A 23,912-nucleotide genomic window follows, 5' to 3' on the forward strand; every position below is an offset into this window, starting at 1 on the left:
GGGTCTGCCGTTGCGTCATTGCGGAGTGTTTTTGTCGATGTCGCTTTGCAGGAGGAGCAGCACAGGCGCTTCGGTAAAGTCGTGCTGCACGCTGAATTGCAGCAGCGCACGCGCCGCATCGACGAAAGCGATGGTCAATTGCACGGTGCCCGGCAAGGTGAAGACCGCGTTCTCGAGCGGGATGACGATATGCCGGCTGTCGGAGAGCAGGTTCTTGCTCAGCGCCAACGTCTGCGGCGCGACGCCCGGCAACGATGCGAACGTCATGCTCGCGGAAACCGACAGGACATTGGCGAAATTCACTCCGCTCGCATCGATCGCAACGACGTATTGCGTCTCCTGCACGTCGGCGGTCTGAAAGTCGAGAAAGCGCGCGACGTCCGCCTTGGCCATCGGCGTCGGCAGAATCAATTGGCCGTCCGCGGCGATCGCGAGATTCGCGTGGTCGGCCGGCAGCGGGATCGTCGCCGTCGCTCCGGCGGCCAACGCGATCGCGCCGGGCACGACGGCAATCGCCGACGGCGAAACAAGCGCGTAGCGCGACAACTGCAGGCCGAGCGGCATTTCGTTGGTCAGCTTGATCTGCGCCGCGGCCTCGTCGATGCTCGGCACCAGCTCGTCGGCGCCCGCGGTGTACTTGAAGTTCAGCACCAGCGGCGCGAGCACCGGTTCGGTGTAGGCATCGTCGAGTTTCAGGCTCAGCGAACCGACCAGGGTGGTGCCGTTGGTCGAGCACAGTTGCGCGATCAGCAGATTGGCGTTGGCGACCGCGGGCGTCTGCGCGCTCGCATCGGCCACCGACACGCTGACCGCGAACGAATTGGCCTCGGCCGCCGCGGTGAACTGCGAAGTACTTTGGAACGCGGTCTGCAGCGTCGACGCCGGCGTATCCTGGAGAAATTCCGGCAGCTTGAGCTTGAAGTCCTTCAAGTCGGCGTTCTGCGAAATCTCCTGGGCGAACTGCAGGAACTCGATGCGGCTGACCTCGGGCGCCACGGTGAAGTCGAACTCGAACTTGCACTTGCTGCCGTTCGACGCGGCGCTGTCGACCAGGGCCAGGCACTGCGCCGCGCAGCCCGAGCGGCCGCGCACGATCGAGTAGCGCGCGGGCACGACGACGATCGTGTGGCTAAAGCTGCCGACGTAGGCGCGGCGCAAACTCGGATAGCGCTGACTGATGTCGCCGAGCGCCTTGAGTTCGCGATACTCCGAACCGCCGCTATCGAACTCGCGCAGATCGTCGGCGTCGCGGATCACGCGGTTCGGAATCGCGTCGGTCGATACAGTGAATTTCAGTTGATAGCCGTCCTGGCGATATTTCAGGCCGAGCGCGATCTGCGCCTGCCAGGTCTGCCGCGTCTGCACGAACGAAACCGGCGGCGCCACGCCGCCGAAGCGGAAGTTCTGCACCGCGACCGGAACAAACGAACGCAACGGCGCGGGCGCGGCGACCGCAGCCAACGGCTCCGGGGACGCCGGACCGGTCCTGACCGGCAGGAAACGCGGCAGGAAAACCGGAGCGCCGACCCTGCTCCACGCCGCATAGGACGCGGCGAGCTGGATCTGCGCTTTGCCGAACACGGTCAGGTCTTGATACAGCCCGAGCACCGAAGAGCCGAGGATCGGCGCGAAGCTCAGGGTCAGGCTGCCGTCGCCGTTGTCCTTGACCGTGCCGGTCACGTTGCGTTGCTTCGCCTGACCGCTGTCGTCGGTGTAGGCGCTCACGAGCGTCGCGCTCAAGTCCGCGAGCGGAATTTCCTCGAGGTGTGCGCTCGGATTGGCCTTGGCGAAATCGTTCGCATCGCCTGGCCGCGACTTGCGCAAGGTCAGACTGATCTGCGCGGTGTAGAACGGATTGCCTTGGGCGTCCTGCCCCGATTGCTTTGCTGCGAAGGCGAAGCCCGCATCGACGTCATCGGCCAGCGCGTAATCGGCCAGGTACCAATGCAGATTCGCGTCATTGCGGTCGGCGAACAGGCTGCCCGTGCGCGTACTCAGCATGGGCAGACTCGGCGGCTGCGGCGGCGCCACCGTTACCTGGGTCGCAACGAGAACGTCGCGGTTCAACACGAGCTTCGACAGATCGACTCGTGCCGCCGCGCCGAGCGCGGGCGCGGCGGGCGCCGCCGCCACCCGCGCCGGCGGGATCGTCACGGCGCCGGCGAGCCGCACCGTATTGCCAGTCAGGAACTGATTCATCGCATCACATCCGTCAAGGCCGTGGGCTCACTTCGCCGCGGTTTCCTGCAGCGTCTTCAGGATGTACTGGCTGACCAGCGCATTCTTGTCCGGGTCGGTCAGCTCGGGCACGATGATCTTGCACGGCACGATGCGCTTGATCCGGCCGAGATTGAGCGGAATCGCCTGCACGCCACTCCAGGTCACCGCAGTGCCGGCAAAGTCCGACGGCGGCGGCGCGACTTCGACATCGATCTTCACCTTGGCCACGGTCTCGTTGAAATACTTGTCCGACCAGACCTGCCAGATGCCGACCGGATTGGCCTTGGGATCGTCGTTGGACATCACGATCACATCGCTGCGGCTGCCCATCTGGATCGTCAAGGTCACCGTGACGTTGGACGACTTGATCGGCCGGTCGAGGAAGAACTTGATGTAGACGTAACCGACTTCTTCCGGGCCGATCACCGGGTTGTGCATGCTCGTCGTCGTCTCGATCTGCATCTGCGTGGAGTTGTTCGAGAGATCCACGCGCGGATCGTCGGGCTTGTAGACAAGGGTCTTGGTGATCTTGACCTGATCTTTGTCCCAATCTGCGGGGCTCGGCTTGTCGAGGCGCAGATTGGAAAAGTTGATCAGGTCGTTCGGGTTGTCGCGGCTCCAGCGGCCGAGCGTGACCGGCGCGGTGCTATCGATCTTCCCGGGCGTGTAGTGGAAACCTTCGGCCTTGGGCACGAGCTTGACCTTGCCGTCGGGCCCGACCGGATTGTCGAAATCGACGAAGCTGACCTGCACGAGCGCGGCGCTGATCGGGTCCGACGTGACGCTGTCGCCGAAGTCGATGTTCGGCGAAGCGACGACCTGGATCTTCTTGAAAAATTCGCCGATGTCGACGATCGAAAGATACTTGTCGAGGTTGGCCTTGATCGCCGGTTCGATCGACGTGAGCGTGCCCGACACCGTGTCGTCCTTGGAAATTGTCTGATCGATCTCGAAGTGATCGTCGAAGACAACGCCGTGCTTCTGATAATTGAACTTGAGCGACACCGCCGCGCCGCCGCAGGCGCCGGTACTCGCCTTGGCCGGATCGTCCGGTTTCGGCTGCCAGTTGAAGATTTCGTTCTTGACCAGGTCCCAGGCCTTGTTCTGCATGTCGGATACCTGAGTCTCGATCAGCTTCTTCATGTCGGCGTCGACATCCGTGCCGTTCTGCCGGATGACCGTGGAAATGCCGCCGCTGGTCACGCAAGACTGATAGTTCGCACTTAGGTCGGCTTGGAAGAAACCCATGTAATTCGCCGCGGCCGCACCGGAGAACTGGGTGAACACCTTGTCCACGTCCACGTGCATCTGGATGTCGCAGGCATTGATGTAGAACAGCAGCTTCATGTTGTAGTGCACGGTAAACGGACAGCGGCCGTCCTTGAGCGCGCCGACGACCGCGCCCGCGGCCATCTGATTGCAGGTGACGAGGAAGCTGCTGATGCCCGAGGCTTCGATGCTGCCCTTGCCCGTGCCCTGCGCGCCGATAAACCACGGCGACTTGCCGTCGCCCGTGCCGGGCAGTTGCGGAATCTCGATCGTCACGTTGTTGTCGACGATCGGCACGATGCCGAGCAGCGGCGCAGGTGCGCTTGCGTCGCGCGAGAAAAATGCGACGATGCGCGCGGGCGGCTGGTCGTGGTCGCCGGATTTGAGTTTTTCCAGCGCGGCCGCGATGACGCTCTCCGGCACCGCCATCGTCGTCGAGAACGAGATGAACGCGCCGCCGGCATCGACTTCGCCGTTCGTGCTCGGCGCGCCGCCGGGCATCAGCGAGTCCTCTTCCGTCATCAGCCCCTTGAACAAGGTGACGCTGAAATCGAAGTCGGTCGGCGAATCCGCGCGCTTGGCCAGATAAATCTGCTTGGGCATGTAGTAAAACTGAGTCGGCAATCCGCTGCTCTTCAGTTGCGGATTCGCGGCGTCGGGAAACACCTCCAGCGCATACTTGGCGCCAGTCTGGTCGTCGATCTCGATGGTGATGAAGTCGGGCCCGAACAGCGGGCCGAGGGGATGGATGCCGTTGTCGATCATGGGCGCCGCCTCCTGGCGGCTGACGAATTCAAAGGGGGAAACGAAAGAGCGACCGCATCGTTCGCCGCGAGTCGCGCCGAACGGCACGCCAGGCGCACGCATTCGGCATTTCGATTGTTCGCATTCGGCAAACCATGTACCGCTCTTTCCCGCCCTGCCCGCTCGACGCAGAAGCAGGACATGCACGGTTACGCGAATGCGCTTGCATCACTGACAAAAATTTTTTCGGTGTGCGTCGATCGCGCTTCGATGCCTTCGTCAGGGCGACAACGGCACGAAGAATTCGCGGCATCGTTTCGCCGAGCCGAAAGCATTTAACCCATCAGAGGAGAAAAACACCGAGCCGCGCACGGCCACATCCAGTGGCCGGATGATCGGCACATGCTCGCCGCCGAAGGCCGAGCCGCGGAATCGCAATGCCGGCGGCGCGTGTACGAATCCAGACACCGCCGCGGCGCAACGTGGGCGCCCAGGCCGATCTGTATTTCTTGCACTACTATGTCAGCGATTCACCGCAATTGACGTAACCGCAAGTCGTACCGAACCGGCTTTCGGATTCGGACGCATCGACCCCGATGTGTTGCGCATCGGGACTCTTCTCATCTTTTTTTGAGGATCGGATCATGAGCAGTGGCGGAACAGTAGGCGGGGGCGAAGACACACAGAGCATTTCCATTCCCTGCGGCGGCAAGGCCGCGATGGAATTGCATTCGAATGCACTGACCGACAAGGACCCGGTCGTGCGCGCGACGGCGCTGTTGATTTCGGGCAATACCTTTCTGAGCTCGTCGCAGGACCGATGCCTGCCGCTCAGGATCAGATCGCGCCTCGAAGAGGTAGGGCTGCGCCTGCTCGAAGCGAGCACGGAACTCCTCGCTCGCCACGAAAAGATCTGAGCGTCCCTCAGATTTTCTTCGCGGACTGCACGCGCGCCAACACCCAGCGGAAGCCGTGTTGACGCGCCGTCTCCACGAGACTGCCACGCGCGGCCGCTGCGGCCGGATCGGAGCCGCGTTGCAGCGCCTGTACGAGAGCCAGTTGCGCTTCGAGCGAACTGGCCAGCCAATGGCGTGCCGCGGCGTCCCGCGCCAATTCTTTCAAGCGCGCGACTCCCTGCGCGCGCTTTCCCGATGCGACGGCGGCCTGCGCCAAACCGACATCGACATCGAACACGTCGCGGCGTGATGTGATCCGGCTGCGCAACTGCAACGCGCGCTCGACCGCGCGGTCGCGTTCTTCGCTGCGGCCCAGCGCATCCAGACACTGCGCCATATAAACCTGGGCCTGGGCTTCATTGCCGATCGACTCGCCGCGGGCGAACTCTTCGATCGCCGGTGCCAGCCGCTCGCAGGCTTGTGCGTATCGGCCATCGGCCAAGTCGATCTTCGCCAGGCTCAAATCGATCTCTCTTTGCGTGCGGCTGTCCTTGACCTCGTGCGCGCCCTTCTGCGCGTCGCTAAAGACAGCGACCGCCTGTTCGACGTTGCCGAGATCCATCTGGATCAGGGCGCATTCGCGCAGCGCAGTGATGCGCGCCATCGGATTGCCGAGCTGCTGCGCCTCCGCCTGCGCCTGCGCGCAGCTTTTTTCGGCACCGGCCAGATCGCCGCGCAGACGCAGCGCCTCCGCGTAATTGACCAGCATGTCCACGTGCGGAAGTTTCGCCCCCGCCTGCTCGCCGAGTTCGAGCGCACGGCGCAGGTCGTCCATCACGTCGTCGCTGACCGCCTCGTCCATGCGCAGGAAAGCCAGCGCGTTGAGCACTCGCGCCTCACCGACCGCGTCGCCGGTCTCGCGGCGGATTTCCAGCGAGCGCCGCCCTGCCTCCTCGGCCGCGTCACGGTCGCCGAGATCCACCAGCACGCGCAGCAGGTTGAAATACAGGATGCCGAGTCCGTGCTGATCGCCACTGCGCTGATAAATCTCGCGCGCGCGCTCGTAGTAGTTGCGCGCTGATTTCGGATCGTTCTGCTGCGTGCTGATGCGCGCCAGTTCGACATAGGCATTGGCCTCGCGATGCGGGTTGCCGACCTGTTGATTGTCCGCGGCGGCTTCGCTGAACAGCCGCTGCGCTTCATCGAGCTTGCCGGTGCCGCGCAGGCCCTGGGCGAGCAAGTGCTTGGCGAGCGCGGCGAGGGCCACGTCGTCGCGTGCCTTGGCTTTGCGCAGGGCCGTCTCGGCGAACGCGATCAGGCTCTTCAGGTCGTTGCGTCGCTGCGCCGCGGTGGCCGCGCGGATGTCGACGCGCGGATCGTCTCCACTACCGGGCAGTTTGCGCAAATCGGCCAATGCCGCATCGAATTCCTTCCATTTGCCGGCCTGGGTCAGATCGTCGATCAGGGCGAGATGCAGCTCCGGATTGTTCTCGTCGACGGCGAGCGACTTCCGGTCGAGCTCGATCGCACGCGCCCAGTCGGCCTGCTGCACGGCGACCTCGCGCTCGATGTGCAGTCGCAGGTCCGGTGGCAGATCGGCGCTGTTCGCCTCGGCCTGCCGGGCGGCCGCTTGCGCCTTCGCGTCGTAGCCGAGCTGCTTCCATGCCTGAGCGAGATACAGATTCGCCTGCGCATATCCGGGCGCCATCGCGACGACGCCGAGCAGCTCGTCCCTGGCTTTGGCGGCGTCGTATTTGTGCAGCGCTTCGAGCGCGATGCTCATCGCGCGGGTGACCTCGATGTTCTGCGGCCGCGCCTCGCCATTCGCATGCGCTTCTTTCGGCGTCAGGCCAAGATAGCCGACCTGCTCACGCAAGCTGGCGCCGGCCTTCTCGACCAACTCGGCCAGATCGGACAGCGCGCCGGTCTGCGCGACGTTCGCCAGCGCAGCGCCGCTGCGTGCGTCCTGCAAGGCGAGATCGAAGCGCAGCCTGCCCTCGCCCGGTGGACCCGAAACCAAATAGCTACCGCTGAGCACGTAATCGGCGCCGAGCCTTCGATGCAGCGTCGCCAGACTTTGCGTCGAGTAGCCGCCGGCCATCGGCGGGGCGAGGTCGCTGCGCGCCGAGCGGACCAGTTCGTCGGGCAGAGCGTGCATGCGCGCGCCATGCGCGAGTTCGGTGGCGAGCATTTCCGCGAGCGCCGGCGCGAGCCAGTCCGCGTCCTTGTTCGCCGTGGAGTTGCGGAAGTCGACGATCGCCAGTGTGGCGTTCGCCGGCGCGGCGGGCGCCAACGTGCGCGTCAGCCAGCTCGCCGCGGCGACCACGGCCACGGTCAAGGCGACCGCGAGCGCCGCGGCGGTGCCGGCGCGGTGCCTGCGCATGAAAACGGCAAGGCGATGCGAGAGCTGTTCGCGCCGCGCCGTGATCGCCTTGCCGGCGAGGTGATTCTGCAGATCGGCGGCGAACGCGGCGACGCTCGCATAGCGACGCGCAGGTTCGCGGCGCAGCGCGGTCAGCACGATCATGTCGAGATTGCCGCGCAGTTGCCGCTTTGGCACCGGCGTCGACGCAGCATCCGCGCGGCTCGGCGCGCGCGGGTCTTCGCTTTCGATCACGCCGAGCACGTCGCGCTGGCCGACCGCGCCGCGAAAATCGTGCGTGTGCCGGCCGGTCAGCAGTTCGTAGAGCATGCAGCCGAGCGCGTAGACGTCGGTCGCCGGCGTGATCTCGCCGCCGCGCAATTGCTCCGGCGCCGCGTAAGCGGGCGTCATCGGCTGCTCGCGCTGCAGATGCGTGATCGTGTCGGCGTCGGCGACGTCGCCAAGCAGTTTGGCGATGCCGAAATCGAGCAGCTTGACCCCGGCGCTGCGCGTCACCAGCACGTTCGACGGCTTGAGGTCGCGGTGCACGACGTGATGCTCGTGGGCGAATTGCACCGCGGCGCAGATGTCGAGGAAGATGCGGATGCGGCCCTCGAGGCCGACTTCATGACCGCGGCAGTAGTCGAGCAATGGCAGCCCCTCGACGTACTCCATCGCGAAGTACGGGCCGCCGTTGGCGGTGATGCCGCCGTCGATCAGATGGGCGATATGCGGATGGTGCAGGCGCGCGAGGATCTGGCGTTCGCGCAGGAAGCGCCGGTGTACGGCCTCCGAATCAAGTCCACTGCGGATCAGCTTGAGCGCGACGCGCTGCTCGAACTGCTCGTCGGCGCGCTCGGCCAACCAGACCACGCCCATGCCGCCGGCGCCGATTTCGCGCAGCAGACGCCACGGGCCGATACGGTCGCCCGTGCGCACGCTGGCAACGCCGTGGTTGCCCGTGGAATCCCTCGCGGCGGCACGGCGCGCCTCGTCGAGTCCGACTTCGAAGCGCGGCGCGGTGTCGTCGGCTGCGATCAGCGCAAGGACTTCGCTACGCAGCTCTTCGTCGCCCGCGCAGAGGCGCGCGAGCATGTCGCCGCGCTGCGCCGTGGGCGCGTCGACGACTTCCTCGAACACCGCGAAGATGCGCTGCCAGCGTTGCGTTTCCGAATCCGTGACCACACGCCACCTTTCCGTCCAGCCGCGATAGCGCGGCACACCGCCCTGCCCCTTTGCGCCGGTGATCGGCCCGGCCGCCGCGAACGCCGACGGCTACGCGTCCGCCTTGTCGGCCAGATTGAGTTCGCGGATCAGGAACGCGCGCGCACGGCGCCAGTCGCGAAATACCGTGCGCTCGGTCAGCCCCTGCAACTGCGCGATCTCGGCGATCTCGAGGCCGCCGAACACGCGCCACTCGACCAGTTTCCCGGCGCGCGGATCAATCTGCGCAAGACGCTCGAGTACATCGTCGAGCGCGACCAGATCGACCGTGTCGCCGGTCAGGCCCGCGTCTTCGTGCAAGGTCACCGCGCGGTACTCGCCGCCGCGCTTCGCACGCCCGCGGCTGCGCGCGTGATCGACGAGAATCTGCCGCATCGCGCGCGTCGCCAGCGAGAGGAAATGCACGCGGTCGATCGATCCGATCTCCGGCGCGGCATGCAACTTGAGATAGACTTCGTGCACGAGTCCGGTGGTATCGAGCGTCGCCGGGTCGCAGGCGACGCGGCGCTGGCCGCGTGCGATGCGCCGCAGTTCCTGGTAGACCAGCGCGAACAAGGTCTCTTGCGCGGGTTCGGGAGACGGTCGAGTCGCATGGATCATGATCACGGACCCCATCGGCCGCAGAATCGCCTGCGTTGCGTGCAGCAGCTACGGATCTTCCCCTGCGCGCAGCTTAGCATCGATCCGCGGCCGCGGATGCGCCTTCGCAGGCCTTCCGCCGGGGCCGCTGGACCGGCGAAAACGCTGTGCTTGTAAAACGCGGACTGCATCATATTTTACCGTTTCCAACGAACCGACTTGCCACCCATGACCGACACCGCCAACGTCTTCGACGTCACCGAACAAACCTTTGAAACCGACGTCGTCCAGACTTCGCTGACCACTCCCGTCCTCGTCGATTTCTGGGCCGACTGGTGCGGTCCGTGCAAGTCGCTCGGGCCGATCCTGGAAAAAGTCGTCGACAGCTACGGCGGCAAGCTCAAACTCGGCAAGGTCGACACGGACAAGGAAATGCAGCTTGCCGGTGCATTCGGCATCCGCAGCCTGCCGACCGTCGTGCTGGTCAAGGACGGGCAGATGGTCGACGGCTTCATGGGCGCACTGCCCGAGTCCGGCGTGCGCGCTTTCGTCGAGAAACATCTCGGCAAACCGGCTCCGGTCGAAGAACCGGCACCGGTGCCCGATGCCGCGCTCGCGAACGAAACGCCGCAGCAGGCCGTCGCGCGCGTGAACGAAGAGATCGCCGCGAACCCGGACAAGCCCGAACTCCAACTCGACCTCGCCCTGGCGCTCGCGCGCGCGGGCGAAGCCGATGCGGCCCAGGCACAGCTCGACGCCCTGCCGCCGAACCTGGCGAGCGACGCCAAAGCGAAGCGCGTCTCCGCGCAACTCGATTTCGCGCGGACGCTGAAGGACGCACCCGATGCCACCGCACTGCGCGCCCGACTCGTCCAGGATCCCAGCGACCACGCCGCACGCGACCTGCTCGGCGTGCACCTGTTGCTCGGCGACGAGCCCGCGCAAGGTCTCGACGAATTCCTCGCCCTGCTGCGTTCGGCGCGCGAGTGGAACGAGGGCCAGGCAAAGAAGCGCCTGATCGCCGCGTTCAACGTGCTCGATGACGAGGAGTTGGTGGGCGCCTATCGGCGCAAGATGTCTTCGTTGTTGTTCTGATCTCTCTTTTTTTAGGGGCAAGAGCTTCCACTCGCCCTGCGGGCGAGCGGCTTACTTTCTCTGCTCGTGCAGAGAAAGTAAGCAAAGAGACACGCCCCAGAACATTGCGCCCTATGGGCATCCTGCCCATAGGGTCCGCGTCAGCGGACGGGTTCCGCTAATTGCACCTCCGTGTGCAATAGCGGAATGCGCGCGATCCATCGCGCGCACCCTGCGGGCCTTTTCGTCCGCTGCCGCCGCAATGTAATGGGGACCCGAGGAAGCCGGAGCAGCGCGCTTCGTGCGCGCCAGAGAAAAAGCGAGACACAGGCCCTCGATGCTCGGCTCTGCCTCTGCCTTTGCTTTTGCTTGTGATCTCGGGCCCCCGTCAGCCGCGGCGAGGGCATGACGGAATCGCCCGTAGGGTCGCGCGCAGGATGCGCGCGAGTTCGCGAATGGACAGGGATGTCCATCGAGCGAACCCCGGCATGACCTCGCGGACCGCCGTAGGCGGCGCGGCTCCCGGGGCGGCGTTTCTTTGGTTACTTTCTTGTCGCTGTAGACAAGAAAGTGACCCGCTCGTCCGCAGGACGAGTGGAAGCCTTTGCTCTTAAACCAACACAATCAAAAACAAAGTCGCTGGATTCCCGCCAAGAGCGCGCGGGAATGACGAGCAAGGGCGAGAGCGCGATTCCCGCTTTCGCGGGAATGACAAACGAAAAAACGAAAGCAACGTGCCGACGTGTTACGCCGGCTTCCCCGTCCGCCGCAATCCGAACTGAATCAACAACCCAATTACCACGAACAACACCGCCGCACTCAACGCGAGCGACCAGTGAATGCCAATGCGCGCACCAGCCAGCCCGACGGTGATGCCGCTGAACATGCGCATGCCCATCGCGAACATGCTGAACACGCCGATCGCACGGCCGCGCATCTCGGCCGGCGCTTCGAGCTGGACCAGGGTCTGCGCCATCGCGTTGAACGACAGCTCGACGAAACCGGCGACGAAGAGCAGCGCGAGTGCGAGCGGATAGCTCGACGTCAAAGCGAAGCTACCGAGTGCAACGCACCAGATCATCGCGAGCACGCAGGCCGTGCGCGCACGCGGCTGCAGCAGGCCGCGGCTTTCGAGTACGAAGCCGGCGGTCAGGGCGCCGGCGGCGTCGGCGCCGAGCAGCATGCTGTAGAAGAAATCCGCTTTACCCTGGCCGAGGTCGTGAGCAAAGCCCGGCATCTGCGCCTGGTAGGCGTTGCCGATGAACAGCGAAGCGCAGCCCGCGAGCAGCGTCATCGCGAGAATCACGCGATGCTGCGCGATCTCCTGCAGTGCGCGCCAGATGTCGCCGAGGCTGCGCACAGCCCGCGTCGCGACGGCGGCGCCGGCGGTGCGGAACTTCGGTCCGTACGGCGCGACCGCGAGCCAAAGGATGAAAGGCAGGTAGAGCAGCGCATTGGTCAGGATGCCGACATTCGGCCCGAGCCACAGCAGTAGAGCGCCGCCGACGCCGGGGCCCATGAGCATGCCGAGCTGGCGCGCGGTCGCGTTGAGGCGCACCGCACTCTGCAGATGCTCGCGCCCGACGATGTCGTGCAGCAGCAACTGCGACGGCGGTCCCCAGAGCACGCCGGCCATGCCGTGCACGATCAGCAGCGCTGCAGCATGCCACACCTGCAGAGTGCCGGTAATGAACAGCACGCCCCATAGGATCGACACACACATAAACAGAGTCATGCCGAGCTGAATCATGCGCCGCGGATCGAAGCGGTCGGCAAGCGCGCCCGAGTAGACCGAGAACAGCAGGAACGGCAGCCAGTGCGAAATCACCGCGAAGCCGCCGAGAGCCGGCGAGTTGAAGTGCTCGTGGATCACCCAGTAGCTGATCACGTGTTCGATGTTGTCGGCCATCATCGCCAGGGCCGAGAGGAAGAAATAGGCGCGGAAGCCCGGGTGCCGCAAGGCGGCGAAAGCGACATGGGAAGTTTGTGCAGAAGCGGGAGCGTTCATGGATGTCCTTGAAACCAATCCGGTCAAGCGAAGGCGCCTCGGGCTTCGCCTTGCGGCGAAGACACAACGAGTCCGGCAATCCGGAGACGGTGGGCGCGTTGGTTGACGTGAACGCTTACGGCAGCCGCGAGAACCGCGATGCGGCGTGCATGATACCGGCGCGTCGGACGCCGTGGCAAGGCGACCGCGGCGGATAAAATATTTTTCATCCGCCGCGCGCGGTTGAATTCAAACGCGTTAGCGGGCAAGGTCGAACCGGATCACTCACACCGCCGACGATGAATCTCACCACGCAATCGTTCTCCGCGCGCACCTTGCGCCGCGGGCTCAATATCTGGCCGCCGTTCCTGTTCGGCGGCATGCGCGTGCTCGAATGGAGCGAAGACTGGCGCCACGTGCGCGTGCGCATGAAGCTCGCCTGGTACAACCGCAACTTCGTCGGCACGCAGTTCGGCGGCAATCTGTTCTCGATGACCGATCCGTTCTGGATGATCATGACGATGCAGGCGCTCGGCCGCGACTATATCGTCTGGGACAAGGCCGGCGCGATCGAATTCGTCGCGCCGGGGCGCGAAACGGTCTACGCCGACTTCGTTCTCGACGAGGCCGTGCTCGACGAAATCCGCGCGGCGACCGCAAACGGCGAGAAGTACCTGCGTTGGTTCGACACCGAAGTCAAAACCGCCGGTGGCGAAGTGATCGCGCGCGTGCGCAAGCAGATCTACGTGCGGCGCAAGCGCGACAAATAGCTGCGTCCGCGGCGGCGCTCGTCTTGCACCGCCGCCGCGCAAGCGCTGAACCTCGGGCGAATCACACGCGGCCCGCGCATGCAAGGCCGCCCCCGCATCGCTATGATGCACGTCCTCGATTCCGTTCCGTCACTTTCCGATCCGTCGCCATGCCCCGCCTCTACCTGCAACGGTATCTGATTACCGGCCTGCTCACCTTCGTTCCGCTGTGGCTGACCTGGATGGTGTTCGCCTTCATCGTCAGCGTGCTCTCGCATGTCGGTGCGCCGGCGGTCACGGCCACGTTTGCGCTGATCAGCGCGATCTTCCCGGCCGCGGCGGAGTGGCTCGGGCAGGAATGGTTCCGTTCGATCGTCGCCTTCGTCGGCACGATCGTTGCGCTCTATCTGCTCGGCTTCGCCGTCAGCCGCATGCTCGGCCAGCGCCTGCTCGAAGCGTTCGAGCGCCTGATCGGCCGCATTCCGCTCGTGCAGACGATCTACGGCGGCTCGAAAAAACTCATGACGATGCTGCAGAGCAAGCCCGGCAGCACGCAGCGCGTCGTGCTGATCGGTTTTCCGTCGCCGACGCTGAAGACGATCGGTTTCGTCACACGCACCTTCGCCGACAGCAATGGCCGCGAGATGGCCGCGGTCTACGTGCCGACGACGCCGAATCCGACTGGCGGCTATCTCGAGGTCGTGCCGGTCGACGAACTCATCGCGACCGAGTGGAGCGTCGACCAGGCGATGGCCTTCATCCTATCGGGCGGCGCTGCGGGACCGGACAAGCTGCCCGACATCCCCGCGCCACCGCGTCCGTAATGCTGCGCCGGCTCGCCTCGATTCTCTGCCTGCTCGCTGTCTGCGCCGCAAGCGCGCATGCCGATGACTGGACCACGCCCGCGGAAACCGCACATTTCAAAACGACGCCGAGCTACGCCGACACGCGCGCCTATCTGCAGAAGCTCGCCGCCGCCGCGCCCGACAAGCTCAAACTGACGCGCTTCGGCGTCTCGCCGGAAGGCCGCGACCTGATGCTCGTCATCGCCGCGAGTGGCGGCGAGTTCACGCCTGAGGCGGCACGCCGGTCGGGCAAGGAGATCGTCTTCGTCCAGGCCGGCATCCATGCCGGGGAGATCGAAGGCAAGGACGCGGGACTGATGCTGCTGCGCGATCTGGTCGATGCGAAATCCGCATCGGCGAAGACGTCGCCCGCCGCCGCGCGGCTCCAGCACGCGCTCGACCATGCGATCCTGCTCTACGCGCCGATCTTCAACGTCGACGGCCACGAGAATTCCAATCCGTATCTGCGCATCAACCAGAACGGGCCCGACGAAATGGGCTTCCGCGCGACCGCGCAGAACCTCAATCTCAATCGCGACTACATCAAGGCCGCTGCGCCGGAGATGCAGGCCTGGCTCGCATTGTGGAACGCGTGGCTGCCGGATTTCCTCGTCGACGTGCACACCACCGACGGCGCCGACTACCGCTACGACCTGACCTGGTACACCGAGGATTGGGGACCGCTCGACGCGGGCATCAAGGCCTGGCAGGACACGGCGCTGAAAATGCGCATTTTTCCACAAGTGGAAAAACGCGGGCATCTGGTCTCGCCGTATCTCGAATTGAAGGACCACCGCGACATCACCAAGGGCATCGAGAATTTTGGCTCGGGCCAGCGCTACTCGACCGGCTATGCCGCCCTGCAGAACCGCGCCGCGCTGCTGGTCGAAACGCATATGCTCAAGTCGTACGAAGTACGCGTGCGCGCCACCTACGATCTGGTCGCGGCGATCCTCGACGAATTGCGCGCGCATCCCGGTGAGCTGCGCCGCGTGGTCGAAGCTGCCGATCGCAATACGATCGCGCGCGCCGCGCAGCCCAACGCATCGCTGCCAATCCTGTTCGACACCGGCGAACGGCCGACAACGTTCAAACTCAAAGGCTACGCATTCACGCAGACGCCGAGCGAGATCTCGGGCGACGTGTGGACGCAATACGACCCCGGCAACGCCAAGGACTACGAAATTCCGAACTGGCGCGATCTCGTGGTCAAGCACAGCGTCACGCTGCCTGCGGCGTATCTCGTGCCGGCCGGCTGGCCGCAGGTTATCGAAAAGCTCAAGCAGCACGGCCTGCAGATCGAACTCACGGCCAAGCCGTTGACCGTCGCCGCCGAGCGCTATCAGCTCGACGCTCCGCAGTGGGCGCCGGCGCCGTTCGAGGGGCAGTTGATGCTGCGGAAATTCACCGCGTCGACGAACAAGGCCACGCTGACGTTCCCGCCCGGCTCGGCGCTGGTGCGTCTCGACCAGCGCGCGGCCAACGTCGCGGTCAATCTGCTCGAACCCGAAGCGCCCGATTCGCTGCTGCGCTGGGGCGTCTTCAATGCGATCTTCGAGCAGAAGGAAGGTGCCGATGCGCGCGTGCTCGAAAAACTTGCGCGCGACATGCTCGCCAAGGATGCGTCGCTCAAGGCCGAATTCGAGACGCGCTTGAAGAACGACCCCGCGTTCGCCGCCGATGCGCATGCGCGCCTCGACTTTTTCTATCGCCGCTCGCCGTGGTACGCCAAGCAGAATGTCGGCGCCTACCCGGTCGTCAGACTCGACGCGGCGGCGCTCGAAGCGGCGCGCAACGCGCCTTGAGCGCGCGAACGCGGAGATCGCGCCGGCTTTTTAAAAAAGAATTCGAACGTATGTAGGGCCTTTCGCGGCACGCGCGGGCCACCATATTGCCGCTCACTGCGACGAAACGGCGGCGTACGCCGTCCAAACTATGCCTTCCGGCACTGGTCACAGGTGTCTCCGGAGGCGCAAGCTGTTTACAAACGCAACAGTCTCCTTGATGTTATTGCTACGGCCGGTGCCTCACCGGCCTTTTTTTCTGCCGCGCGGCGCTGCCGCCGGCATGACTTTCTGCACTGCTGGCGCAGGTCGCAGCGCCCTATCCTGCGAGGTCGCCTTTACCGACTGCAGGAGTTCATATGATCCGTCGTCTGCGCGCACCGCTCGCCTTCGCCATCGCCGCCGTTCTCGCGGGAGGCGCCCATGCAGCCTCGCCGCAGGCCGGCAGCGCCTTCGATCCGGCTTCGCTCGATGCCAAGTTCAATCCCTGCGATGATTTCTACGGCTACGTCAACGCCAGGTGGATCGCGGCCAATCCGATCCCGGGCGACCGCACACGCTGGGGCACGTTCGACGAACTGCGCGAAGCCAGCCTCAAGGCGCAGCACAAGCTGATCGAGGATCCGGCCGCCGCCAAGGCGGCGAAGGGTTCGATCGAGCAGAAACTCGGCGACTTCTACGCAACCGGCATGGACGAAGCCGCGATCGAGAAAGCCGGCATCGTGCCGCTCCAGGGCGAGCTGAAGAAAATCGCCGCGCTCAAGTCGAGCGACGACCTCGTTCGCTATCTGACCGATGCGCATGCGCACGGTCTCGGCGGCTATTTCGGTTTCGGCGCATCGCCCGACTTCAAGAATTCGAGCATGATGATCGCCTACGCGGGCGAAGACGGTCTCGGCCTGCCCGAGCGCGCCTATTACCTCGAAGACCGCGCCGACTACGTGAAGATCCGCGGCGAATACGCAGAGCACATCGAAAAGACTTTAACTCTCGCCGGCGTCAAGCCCGAAGAGGCGAAGCAGGACGCACAGTGGATCATGGCGCTGGAAACGCGCGACGCGAAGGCGTCGCTGTCGCCGATCGAAGCGCGCGATCCGAAGAACCAGTATCACTACGTCAGCGTCGCCGACGCGGACAAGGCGACGCCGCATTTCTCGTGGACGAAGTTTCTCGCCGCGCAAGGCCTCTCCGGCGTGCAGGGTTTCTCGCTTTCGCAGCCGGAATGGTTCGCCGAGTTCGACAAGATGCTGACCGAGGTGCCGATCGCGCAGTGGAAAGCCTATCTGCGCTTCCACGCGATCGACGAAGCCGCACCGTACCTGAGCCACGCATTCGTCGAAGAACACTTCGACTTCAACCAGCACAAACTGCGTGGGCAGAAAGAGATCGAGCCGCGCTGGAAACGCACGCTCAATGCGGTCAACGGACACCTCGGCCAGGCCATGGGCCAGCTCTACGTGAAGGAAAATTTCCCGCCCGCAGCGAAGCAGTCCGCGGAGCAGCTCGTCGGCAATCTGCAGGCCGCGCTGAAAATCCGTATCGAGAAACTCGACTGGATGAGCGCGGAGACGAAGACCAAAGCGCTGGAGAAATTGTCGACGTTCCGGCCGAAGATCGGCTATCCCGACAAGTGGCGCGACTGGACCGGCCTGACCATCACGCGCGCCGGCTATCTCGACAACGTGCTCGCCGCGAGCAAGTTCAATCACGACTGGCGCATGGGCCGTATCGGCAAGCCGGTCGACAAGACCGAATGGGGCATGACGCCGCAGACAGTCAACGCGTCGTACTCGCCGCTCAAGAACGAGATCACCTTCCCGGCGGCGATCCTGCAGCCGCCCTACTTCGACGCCAAAGCCGACGACGCGCTCAACTACGGCGGCATCGGCGCGGTGATCGGCCACGAGATCACTCACGGTTTCGACGATAAGGGCAGCCAGTTCGACGCGCAGGGCAACAACAGCAACTGGTGGACCGACGACGATCGCAAGAAATTCACCGAACGCGCCGACAAGCTCGTCGCCCAGTTCGACGGCTACGTCGCACTGGAAGACATTCACGTCAAGGGCAAACTCACGCTCGGCGAGAACATCGCCGACCTGGGCGGCCTCAATGTCGCCTACGACGCGCTGCAGATCGCGCTGGCGAAGAACCCCGACGAGGCCAAGTCGAAGATCGACGGCTTCACCCAGGACCAGCGCTTCTTCCTCAACTTCGCGCGCCTATGGCGCACCAACACGCTGTCGGCGACGGCCAAGGTCAATCTCAACACCGATCCGCATGCGCCGGGCCAGTTCCGCGCGATCGCCGCGCCGTCGAACATGCCCGCGTTCGCGCAGGCGTTCTCGTGCAAAAGCGGCGGTGCGATGGTGCGCGACGGCGACAAGCAGGTGAAGATCTGGTAGCCACGCGCAGCGACCATCCACACACGGAGAGCTTCAGCTACCGGCGCGCCGAACGTGCGCGCCGGCCGATTTATTGAAGAAATACTGCAATGGTTCGAATGCTAACCTCGTCGCACAGTTCGACGAGAAACAGGCATGAATCGCAGATCCCCGCCGTGGGGAGCCATTGAAGCGTTCGTCGTCGCCAGCCAGTCGGCCAGCTTCAAGGATGCGGCCGCCGAACTGGCGCTGAGTCCGGCCGCGTTCTCGCGGCGCATCCAATCGCTGGAAAACCACATCGGCGTGCGTCTGTTCGACCGCACCGCGCCGACGCTCGACCTGACCAGCGCCGGTCACACCTACCTCGAACGGCTCAAGCCGGGCTACGACTCGATCCGCGCCGCGGCGGAATGGATGCTGCCGAATCCGAAACAGCGGCCGATCCGCGTCGGCGTGTCGCAATCCTTCGCGATCAACTGGCTGATCCCGCGCCTGCCGCGCTTCCAGGCTTCCGCGCCCGATATCCGCCTCGTGCTGCACACCTCGGCGCACAGCGCGGACGTACAGGGCGGCGCCGCCGACGTGCGCATCCTGTTCGGCCACGGCGAATGGGAAGACGTATCGACACAGAAGCTGTTTGACCTCGAAGCCTGCGTCGTCAGCGCGCCCGTGCTTGCCGACGGCGAGGCGCCGCCGCGCACGCTGCGCGATCTCGCCGATTGCTGCCTGCTCGATCTGGCCAACCCGCGCGGCAGTTGGGACCGCTGGCTGGCCGCAACGGCACACGACGGCGCCGTCGCGCCGCGCAAGCGCATCGAGTTCGACAGCCTGCAAGTGATGTACGAGGCCGCCGCGCAAGGCATGGGCGTCGCCCTCGGCGTGGCGCCGTTCGTCGATCAGTTCCTCGCCGGCGGACGCCTGCGCGTCGCACTCGGTCCGGCCTTGCCGATGCACGGCGCCTACTACGTCACCGCCCTGCCGGAAATGCGCCGGCACCCTGCCGTGGCGCGATTCTGGAACTGGCTTGCGGGCGAATCGGCGACACCGCCGCGCATCGCCATTCATTGATTACACGCTGATGACTTTTCTGCGCTTCAACGCTTGCGTTGCGTGCAATCGCGCTTGTCTGCTTCGCGCTGGCCCGCTTCGCGGCCGACTCCAATAATTTCGCCAACGCGGCGCATCGTGCGCCGCGAACGTTTTCTCGGAGCCGGTATGGGGACCCTCGAAATTTCGACACGTTCGGCGCTGCAGGCGCTCGCCGCCGTGTTCGCCGTGAACGGCAGCGCGGCTGCGCAAACCGCGCACGAACAGACTGCGCAGATGGACACGATCGTCGTCACCGGCACGCGCTCGCCGGGACGCACCGCGCTCGAATCCTCGGTGCCAATCGACGTGATTGGCGTCGAACAATTGCGCGCGACCGGATTCAGCGATCTCGCCCAGGCGCTCGAATATTCCTCGCCCGCGGTCAATTTTCCGCGCGCGCACACCACGCCGAGTTCGGCGAACACGCGGCCGATCACCTTGCGCGGCCTGTCGCCCGACGAAGTGCTCGTGCTGATCAACGGCAAGCGCTGGCACACGAGCGCGGTGATCAACACCAACTTCGCCGTCGGCCGCGGCTCGGCGCCGTTCGACCTCGGCGCGATTCCGCTGTCGGCGATCGACCACGTCGAGATTCTGCGCGACGGCGCCGCCGCGCAATACGGATCGGATGCGATCGGCGGCGTGATCAACATCATCCTGAACTCGGCCGACCAAGGCGGATTGGTACAGGCGGGCAGCAGCATCACCGATCGCGGCGACGGCCTGCATTTCGACGGCTCGGCGAACAAGGGCTGGGAGTTGCACGGCGGCTTTCTCAACCTCACTGCGGACGCGACGACGCAGCGTTCGACCAATCGCGCCGGCGTCGATCAGCGCTACGGCCGCGTCACCTATCTGATCGGCGATCCCGACGCGAAGATTCTCAACCTCGCCGCCAACGCCTCGGTCCCGGTCGGCGCGGCGAGCGATCTCTACGCAACCGCGCTCGTTTCACGCAAGGACAGCGTCAACGCGGCCGGCTTTCGCACGCCGGGCACGTCGCCGCTGTTTCCCGCGGGATTCCGTCCGCTGGTCAATCCACTGATCTGGGATGTCGGCGGCACGGTCGGCCTGCGCGGCCGTCTGTTCGGCGAGTTCGCCTTCGATCTGAGCAACACGTTCGGCCTTTCCAACGCCGATATCAGCGTGCGCAACAGCGCCAACACCTCGCTCGGCGCCGACAGCCCGGCGCGGTTTGACGCGGGCACGGCACGCTACGCGCAGAACACGACGAACTTCAATCTGAGCCGGCCGCTCGACGGCTGGCTGTCCGGCGGCAATTTCGCCGCGGGCCTGGAATACCGCTGGGAAAATTACCGGCTGCGGCAGGGCGAACCGGCTTCATATTTCCGCAGCGGCGCGGCGGGATTTCCCGGTTTCAATCCGCGCATTCCGGTGGACAACGGACGCAATGCCGCGGCGGCTTACGTCGATCTGGAAATCAAGCCGGCGGCGTGGCTGACTCTCGGCGCGGCCGCACGCTACGACCACTACAGCGACTTCGGCAGCGCGCCGACCGGCAAGCTCAGCGCACGCGTTCAAGCGGACGAACACTGGAGTCTGCGCGCGTCGGTCAGCAACGGTTTCCGCGCGCCGTCGCTGCCGCAGCAGTACTACAGCTCGCTGACCAGCGTCGCCAACGGCGCGAACAAGGAAATCGTCAACGTCGGCACTTACCAGGTGCGCGATCCGGTCGCCCAGGCTCTCGGCGCCACGCCGCTGCGTGCGGAAAAATCGCGCACGGCGACCGCGGGCATCGTCTATGCCCCGTCGCATGACTTGTCGTTCACCGCCGATTTCTTCCGTACCGACATCGATCACCGCATCGCCCTGAGCGACGCGCTCGGCGGACCCGCGGTGCTCGCCGCGCTGCGCGCCGCCGGCATCACCGACGTGCAGCAGGCGGCATTCTTCACCAACGCGCTCGATACACGCACGCAGGGTTACGAAGTCACGGCGAACTATCGCACCCGTCTCGACGAAGCGACCTCGCTGCAGATCAAGTTCGGCTACGGCCATTCGCCGACCACGATCCGTTCGACGGCGCCAAACCCCATGCTGCCCGCGCTGCCTCTGCTCAGCGAGCATTCGCTGCTGTTGTTGACCAGCGCGCAGCCGGAGAACAAGGCCACCTCGCAATTCAGTCTGACCCGCGGCGGCTGGAACCTCACGCTCGACCTGACCCGCTACGGAAAATACGTCGATGCGCCGATCCTGAGTCCGCAGACATTCGGCGCGAAGACGGTGGCCGATCTGTCCGTCTCCACCGCGCTCGGCCAGACGGCGACGCTCACGCTCGGCGTGCTCAATCTCGGCAACGTCTACCCGGACAAGCTGGCGCAGCAGGACGTCGCGTTCAAATCGTTCGGCGGCAGCTTTCTCTACGGCGAGGAATCGCCGTTCGGCATCAGCGGCCGAACCTACTACGCACGCCTGAAGTGGGAGCTGCCGTGAAGCTCGCGATCGTCTCCGATACACATCTTGCGCAGCGCGCCGCGGCGTTCAACGAGAACTGGCAGTCGGCGCAGACCTGGATCGACACGAGCGGCGCCGACGCCGCGATCCATCTCGGCGACATCTCCGCGGACGGCGACGACGATCCGGCCAGCCTCGAATTCGCCGCCGCGGTGCTGTCGCGCTCGGCCATTCATGTGCACGCACTGCCGGGCAACCACGATCTCGGCGACAACAGCCGCGAGGCCACTGCCGCGGAAGCGCATTCGATCAACGACGCGCGACTCCAACGCTACCGCGAACATTTCGGCGCGGACCGCTGGTCGCTGACGACGCCGCATTGGCTGCTGCTCGGCATCAACGCCCAACTACTCGGCACCGGCATGGACGAGGAACACGCGCAATTCGCCTGGATCGAAGAGCAACTGCACGCGCACGCCGAAATGCAGGTCGGCTTGATGCTGCACAAGCCGCTGCTACCCTTGGCCCCCGGCGAACTCGACGAAAGCGAACGCTACGTCCCGCCCGCGGCACGGCAACGCCTGCTCGATCTGCTGCGCACGCACGCGCTGCGCTTCGTCGTCAGCGGACACACGCACCAATCGCGGCGGCAACGGCTCGACGGCATCGAACACGTGTGGGTGCCTTCGACTTCGTTCTGCATTCCCGATGCGATACAGCCACGTCTCGGCGAGAAGATCGTCGGCCTGATGCAGCTCACGCTGAAGGACGCGGAGTATCGCTTCGACACGATCCTTCCCGACGCGATGCGCCGCTGCAATCTGCTCGATCAACTGGACATCTATCCGCAACTCGCCGGCATCAAGCAGCGGCTCGGCGCGGCAGGCGAACTATGACCCGAACCTCTCCAGCGCCGAACGCACCGTCCGCGCCCTATTCTGCCGTCGTCGTCGGCGCGCTGACGCTCGCCTACACGCTGTCGTTCGTCGATCGTCAGATACTCAGCCTGCTGGTCGAGCCGATCAAGCACGACCTGCATCTGAGCGACACGCAGATCAGCCTGCTGCAGGGACTCGCCTTCACCGTGCTCATGGGTGTCGGCGGACTGCCGATCGGCTGGCTCGTCGATCGGCTTCCGCGTCTGCGCATCGTCTCCTGCGGTATCGCATTCTGGAGCGTGATGACCGCGTGCTGCGGCCTGTCGGGCAGCTACGCCGCCCTGCTGCTCGCGCGCATGGGCGTCGGCCTCGGCGAATCGGCGCTCAATCCGGCCGCGTATTCCGCACTTGCCGATGCGGTGCCGCGCAAGCGGCTCGGCTTCGCCATCGGCGTCTACGGCATGGGCGTGTATATCGGCGCGGGCCTGGCGATGATCCTCGGCGCCGAAGCGATCTCGCGCATGCCGGCCGGCGGACTGACCCTGCCGCTGCTCGGCACGATGCGCTCCTGGCAGGCGGTGTTCGTTCTAGTCGGACTGCCGGGAATTTTCCTCGCCCTGCTGACTCTGCTGATCCGCGAACCGGTGCGCCGCGAGACGCTCGATGTCGGCACGACGGACCTGCCGGCGGTACCGTCTTCGACGCGCCGCTATCTGCTCGACAATCGCCACGCGCTGAGCATGCTGATCCTGTGCCAGTCTTTCGCCGCGATGCTGTCCTTCACCCTCAACGCCTGGGCGCCGAGCTTTTTTATCCGCAGCTTCGGCTGGAGCATCGCGCAAACCGGCCACGCTTACGGCATCACCATCGCCTGCGCCGGCGTGCTCGGATTTCTCTGCTGCGGCGTGCTCGGCGACCGGCTCGCCGCGCGCGGCGACATCGCGGCGCGCATGCGCATCATGAGCTACGCGATGCTCGCGAGCGCGCCGCTGTGCCTGCTTGCGCTGACCGCCGCCGATGCCGGTGTGGCCTTGACCCTGCTCGGCGCAACGACGTTCCTGATCACGGTAGCGATCGGCAGCGGCCCGGCGGCCTTGCAGGAAATACTGCCGAACCGCATGCGCGGCACGACGACCTCGCTCGCGGTGCTGGTCGTCAATCTGATCGGCCTCGGGCTCGGTCCGACCCTCGTCGCCGTGCTGACCGACTACGTTTTCGCCGATCCGAAGCAACTGCATACCGCGCTTGCGATCACCACGCCGTGCATGGCGCTCGCCGCCACCGTTTTCGGGCGGTTGAGCCTAAAGCCCTATGCATCGAGCCGGCTCTATCTGGCACGCTATCTGCGCGAGCAGGCACATGCTGGCTCTAGCGAACTGGTGCCGGCCGCAGCGCAGGCCGCGCATTGAATTC

General features: G+C 65.1%; 15 protein-coding genes. 10 read left to right on the forward strand and 5 right to left on the reverse strand.

The features are described 5' to 3' along the window. Positions 1 to 15 precede the first annotated feature (15 nt). Together FFS30_RS00410 and FFS30_RS00415 are read right to left on the reverse strand one after the other, a co-directional pair. The gene (locus FFS30_RS00410) at positions 16 to 2,199 is read right to left on the reverse strand and encodes a hypothetical protein (RefSeq protein WP_137911141.1); all 2,184 of its coding nucleotides are present in this window, start codon (positions 2,197 to 2,199) and stop codon (positions 16 to 18) included. A 27-nt stretch (positions 2,200 to 2,226) separates the two neighbouring features. Then, entirely contained in the window at positions 2,227 to 4,254 is a 2,028-nt protein-coding gene (locus FFS30_RS00415; RefSeq protein ID WP_137911142.1) for a hypothetical protein, read from the reverse strand. 623 nt (positions 4,255 to 4,877) lie between these two features. Between FFS30_RS00415 and FFS30_RS00420 the strand changes: the two genes are divergently transcribed. Then, entirely contained in the window at positions 4,878 to 5,150 is a 273-nt protein-coding gene (locus FFS30_RS00420) for a hypothetical protein (protein ID WP_137911143.1), read from the forward strand. Positions 5,151 to 5,157: 7 nt separating this feature from the next. Here FFS30_RS00420 and FFS30_RS00425 read toward each other — a convergent pair whose 3' ends face one another. After that, a complete protein-coding gene (locus FFS30_RS00425; protein ID WP_137911144.1) occupies positions 5,158 to 8,676 on the reverse strand; it encodes a serine/threonine-protein kinase in 3,519 nt (1,172 codons plus the stop codon). Between the two features lie 90 nt (positions 8,677 to 8,766). After that, positions 8,767 to 9,330: an ECF-type sigma factor gene (locus FFS30_RS00430; RefSeq protein WP_137911145.1), complete on the reverse strand. Its 564-nt coding sequence runs from the start codon at positions 9,328 to 9,330 to the stop codon at positions 8,767 to 8,769. A 192-nt stretch (positions 9,331 to 9,522) separates the two neighbouring features. Here FFS30_RS00430 and trxA point away from each other — a divergent pair, with 192 nt between their 5' ends. Further along, complete coding sequence (gene trxA / locus FFS30_RS00435) at positions 9,523 to 10,389, forward strand: thioredoxin (RefSeq protein WP_137911146.1); 867 nt, start codon at positions 9,523 to 9,525, stop codon at positions 10,387 to 10,389. Positions 10,390 to 11,113: 724 nt separating this feature from the next. On the opposite strand, the gene FFS30_RS00440 is transcribed toward trxA, so the two are convergent. Continuing rightward, entirely contained in the window at positions 11,114 to 12,376 is a 1,263-nt protein-coding gene (locus tag FFS30_RS00440; RefSeq protein WP_137911147.1) for an MFS transporter, read from the reverse strand. Positions 12,377 to 12,654: 278 nt separating this feature from the next. Between FFS30_RS00440 and FFS30_RS00445 the strand changes: the two genes are divergently transcribed. The 8 genes from FFS30_RS00445 (at position 12,655) to FFS30_RS00480 (ending at position 23,908) form a co-directional block, all read left to right on the forward strand. Then, positions 12,655 to 13,125, forward strand: a complete 471-nt coding sequence (locus FFS30_RS00445; RefSeq protein ID WP_137911148.1) for a DUF4442 domain-containing protein — start codon at positions 12,655 to 12,657, stop codon at positions 13,123 to 13,125. 149 nt (positions 13,126 to 13,274) lie between these two features. Next, positions 13,275 to 13,928 (forward strand): DUF502 domain-containing protein, encoded by a 654-nt coding sequence (locus FFS30_RS00450; RefSeq protein ID WP_137911149.1) that lies wholly within the window; start codon positions 13,275 to 13,277, stop codon positions 13,926 to 13,928. Continuing rightward, positions 13,928 to 15,754: a M14 family metallopeptidase gene (locus tag FFS30_RS00455; protein WP_137911150.1), complete on the forward strand. Its 1,827-nt coding sequence runs from the start codon at positions 13,928 to 13,930 to the stop codon at positions 15,752 to 15,754. The genes FFS30_RS00450 and FFS30_RS00455 overlap by 1 nt, the downstream gene beginning before the upstream one ends. Positions 15,755 to 16,092: 338 nt before the next feature. Next, positions 16,093 to 18,138: a M13 family metallopeptidase gene (locus tag FFS30_RS00460; protein WP_137911151.1), complete on the forward strand. Its 2,046-nt coding sequence runs from the start codon at positions 16,093 to 16,095 to the stop codon at positions 18,136 to 18,138. A gap of 135 nt (positions 18,139 to 18,273) precedes the next feature. Beyond that, on the forward strand, positions 18,274 to 19,185 hold the full coding sequence (locus FFS30_RS00465; protein WP_137911152.1) for a LysR substrate-binding domain-containing protein: 912 nt from the start codon (positions 18,274 to 18,276) through the stop codon (positions 19,183 to 19,185). A 147-nt stretch (positions 19,186 to 19,332) separates the two neighbouring features. After that, positions 19,333 to 21,660, forward strand: a complete 2,328-nt coding sequence (locus tag FFS30_RS00470; protein ID WP_137911153.1) for a TonB-dependent receptor — start codon at positions 19,333 to 19,335, stop codon at positions 21,658 to 21,660. Continuing rightward, on the forward strand, positions 21,657 to 22,517 hold the full coding sequence (locus FFS30_RS00475; protein ID WP_171014341.1) for a metallophosphoesterase: 861 nt from the start codon (positions 21,657 to 21,659) through the stop codon (positions 22,515 to 22,517). Before FFS30_RS00470 ends, FFS30_RS00475 begins: the two co-directional genes overlap by 4 nt. After that, positions 22,514 to 23,908, forward strand: a complete 1,395-nt coding sequence (locus tag FFS30_RS00480) for an MFS transporter (protein ID WP_137911155.1) — start codon at positions 22,514 to 22,516, stop codon at positions 23,906 to 23,908. Before FFS30_RS00475 ends, FFS30_RS00480 begins: the two co-directional genes overlap by 4 nt. Positions 23,909 to 23,912 lie beyond the last annotated feature (4 nt).

Origin of the sequence: Rudaea sp. 3F27F6 (assembly GCF_005503555.1) — a bacterium.
GTDB lineage: Bacteria > Pseudomonadota > Gammaproteobacteria > Xanthomonadales > Rhodanobacteraceae > Rudaea.

Excerpts from the sequence above, each read along its gene's own strand:
- FFS30_RS00410 (WP_137911141.1), bottom strand. The coding sequence starts at position 2,199 with ATGAATCAGTTCCTGACTGGCAATACGGTGCGGCTCGCCGGCGCCGTG.
- FFS30_RS00415 (WP_137911142.1), bottom strand. The coding sequence starts at position 4,254 with ATGATCGACAACGGCATCCATCCCCTCGGCCCGCTGTTCGGGCCCGAC.
- FFS30_RS00420 (WP_137911143.1), top strand. The coding sequence starts at position 4,878 with ATGAGCAGTGGCGGAACAGTAGGCGGGGGCGAAGACACACAGAGCATT.
- FFS30_RS00430 (WP_137911145.1), bottom strand. The coding sequence starts at position 9,330 with ATGGGGTCCGTGATCATGATCCATGCGACTCGACCGTCTCCCGAACCC.
- trxA (WP_137911146.1), top strand. The coding sequence starts at position 9,523 with ATGACCGACACCGCCAACGTCTTCGACGTCACCGAACAAACCTTTGAA.
- FFS30_RS00440 (WP_137911147.1), bottom strand. The coding sequence starts at position 12,376 with ATGAACGCTCCCGCTTCTGCACAAACTTCCCATGTCGCTTTCGCCGCC.
- FFS30_RS00445 (WP_137911148.1), top strand. The coding sequence starts at position 12,655 with ATGAATCTCACCACGCAATCGTTCTCCGCGCGCACCTTGCGCCGCGGG.
- FFS30_RS00450 (WP_137911149.1), top strand. The coding sequence starts at position 13,275 with ATGCCCCGCCTCTACCTGCAACGGTATCTGATTACCGGCCTGCTCACC.
- FFS30_RS00455 (WP_137911150.1), top strand. The coding sequence starts at position 13,928 with ATGCTGCGCCGGCTCGCCTCGATTCTCTGCCTGCTCGCTGTCTGCGCC.
- FFS30_RS00460 (WP_137911151.1), top strand. The coding sequence starts at position 16,093 with ATGATCCGTCGTCTGCGCGCACCGCTCGCCTTCGCCATCGCCGCCGTT.
- FFS30_RS00465 (WP_137911152.1), top strand. The coding sequence starts at position 18,274 with ATGAATCGCAGATCCCCGCCGTGGGGAGCCATTGAAGCGTTCGTCGTC.
- FFS30_RS00470 (WP_137911153.1), top strand. The coding sequence starts at position 19,333 with ATGGGGACCCTCGAAATTTCGACACGTTCGGCGCTGCAGGCGCTCGCC.
- FFS30_RS00480 (WP_137911155.1), top strand. The coding sequence starts at position 22,514 with ATGACCCGAACCTCTCCAGCGCCGAACGCACCGTCCGCGCCCTATTCT.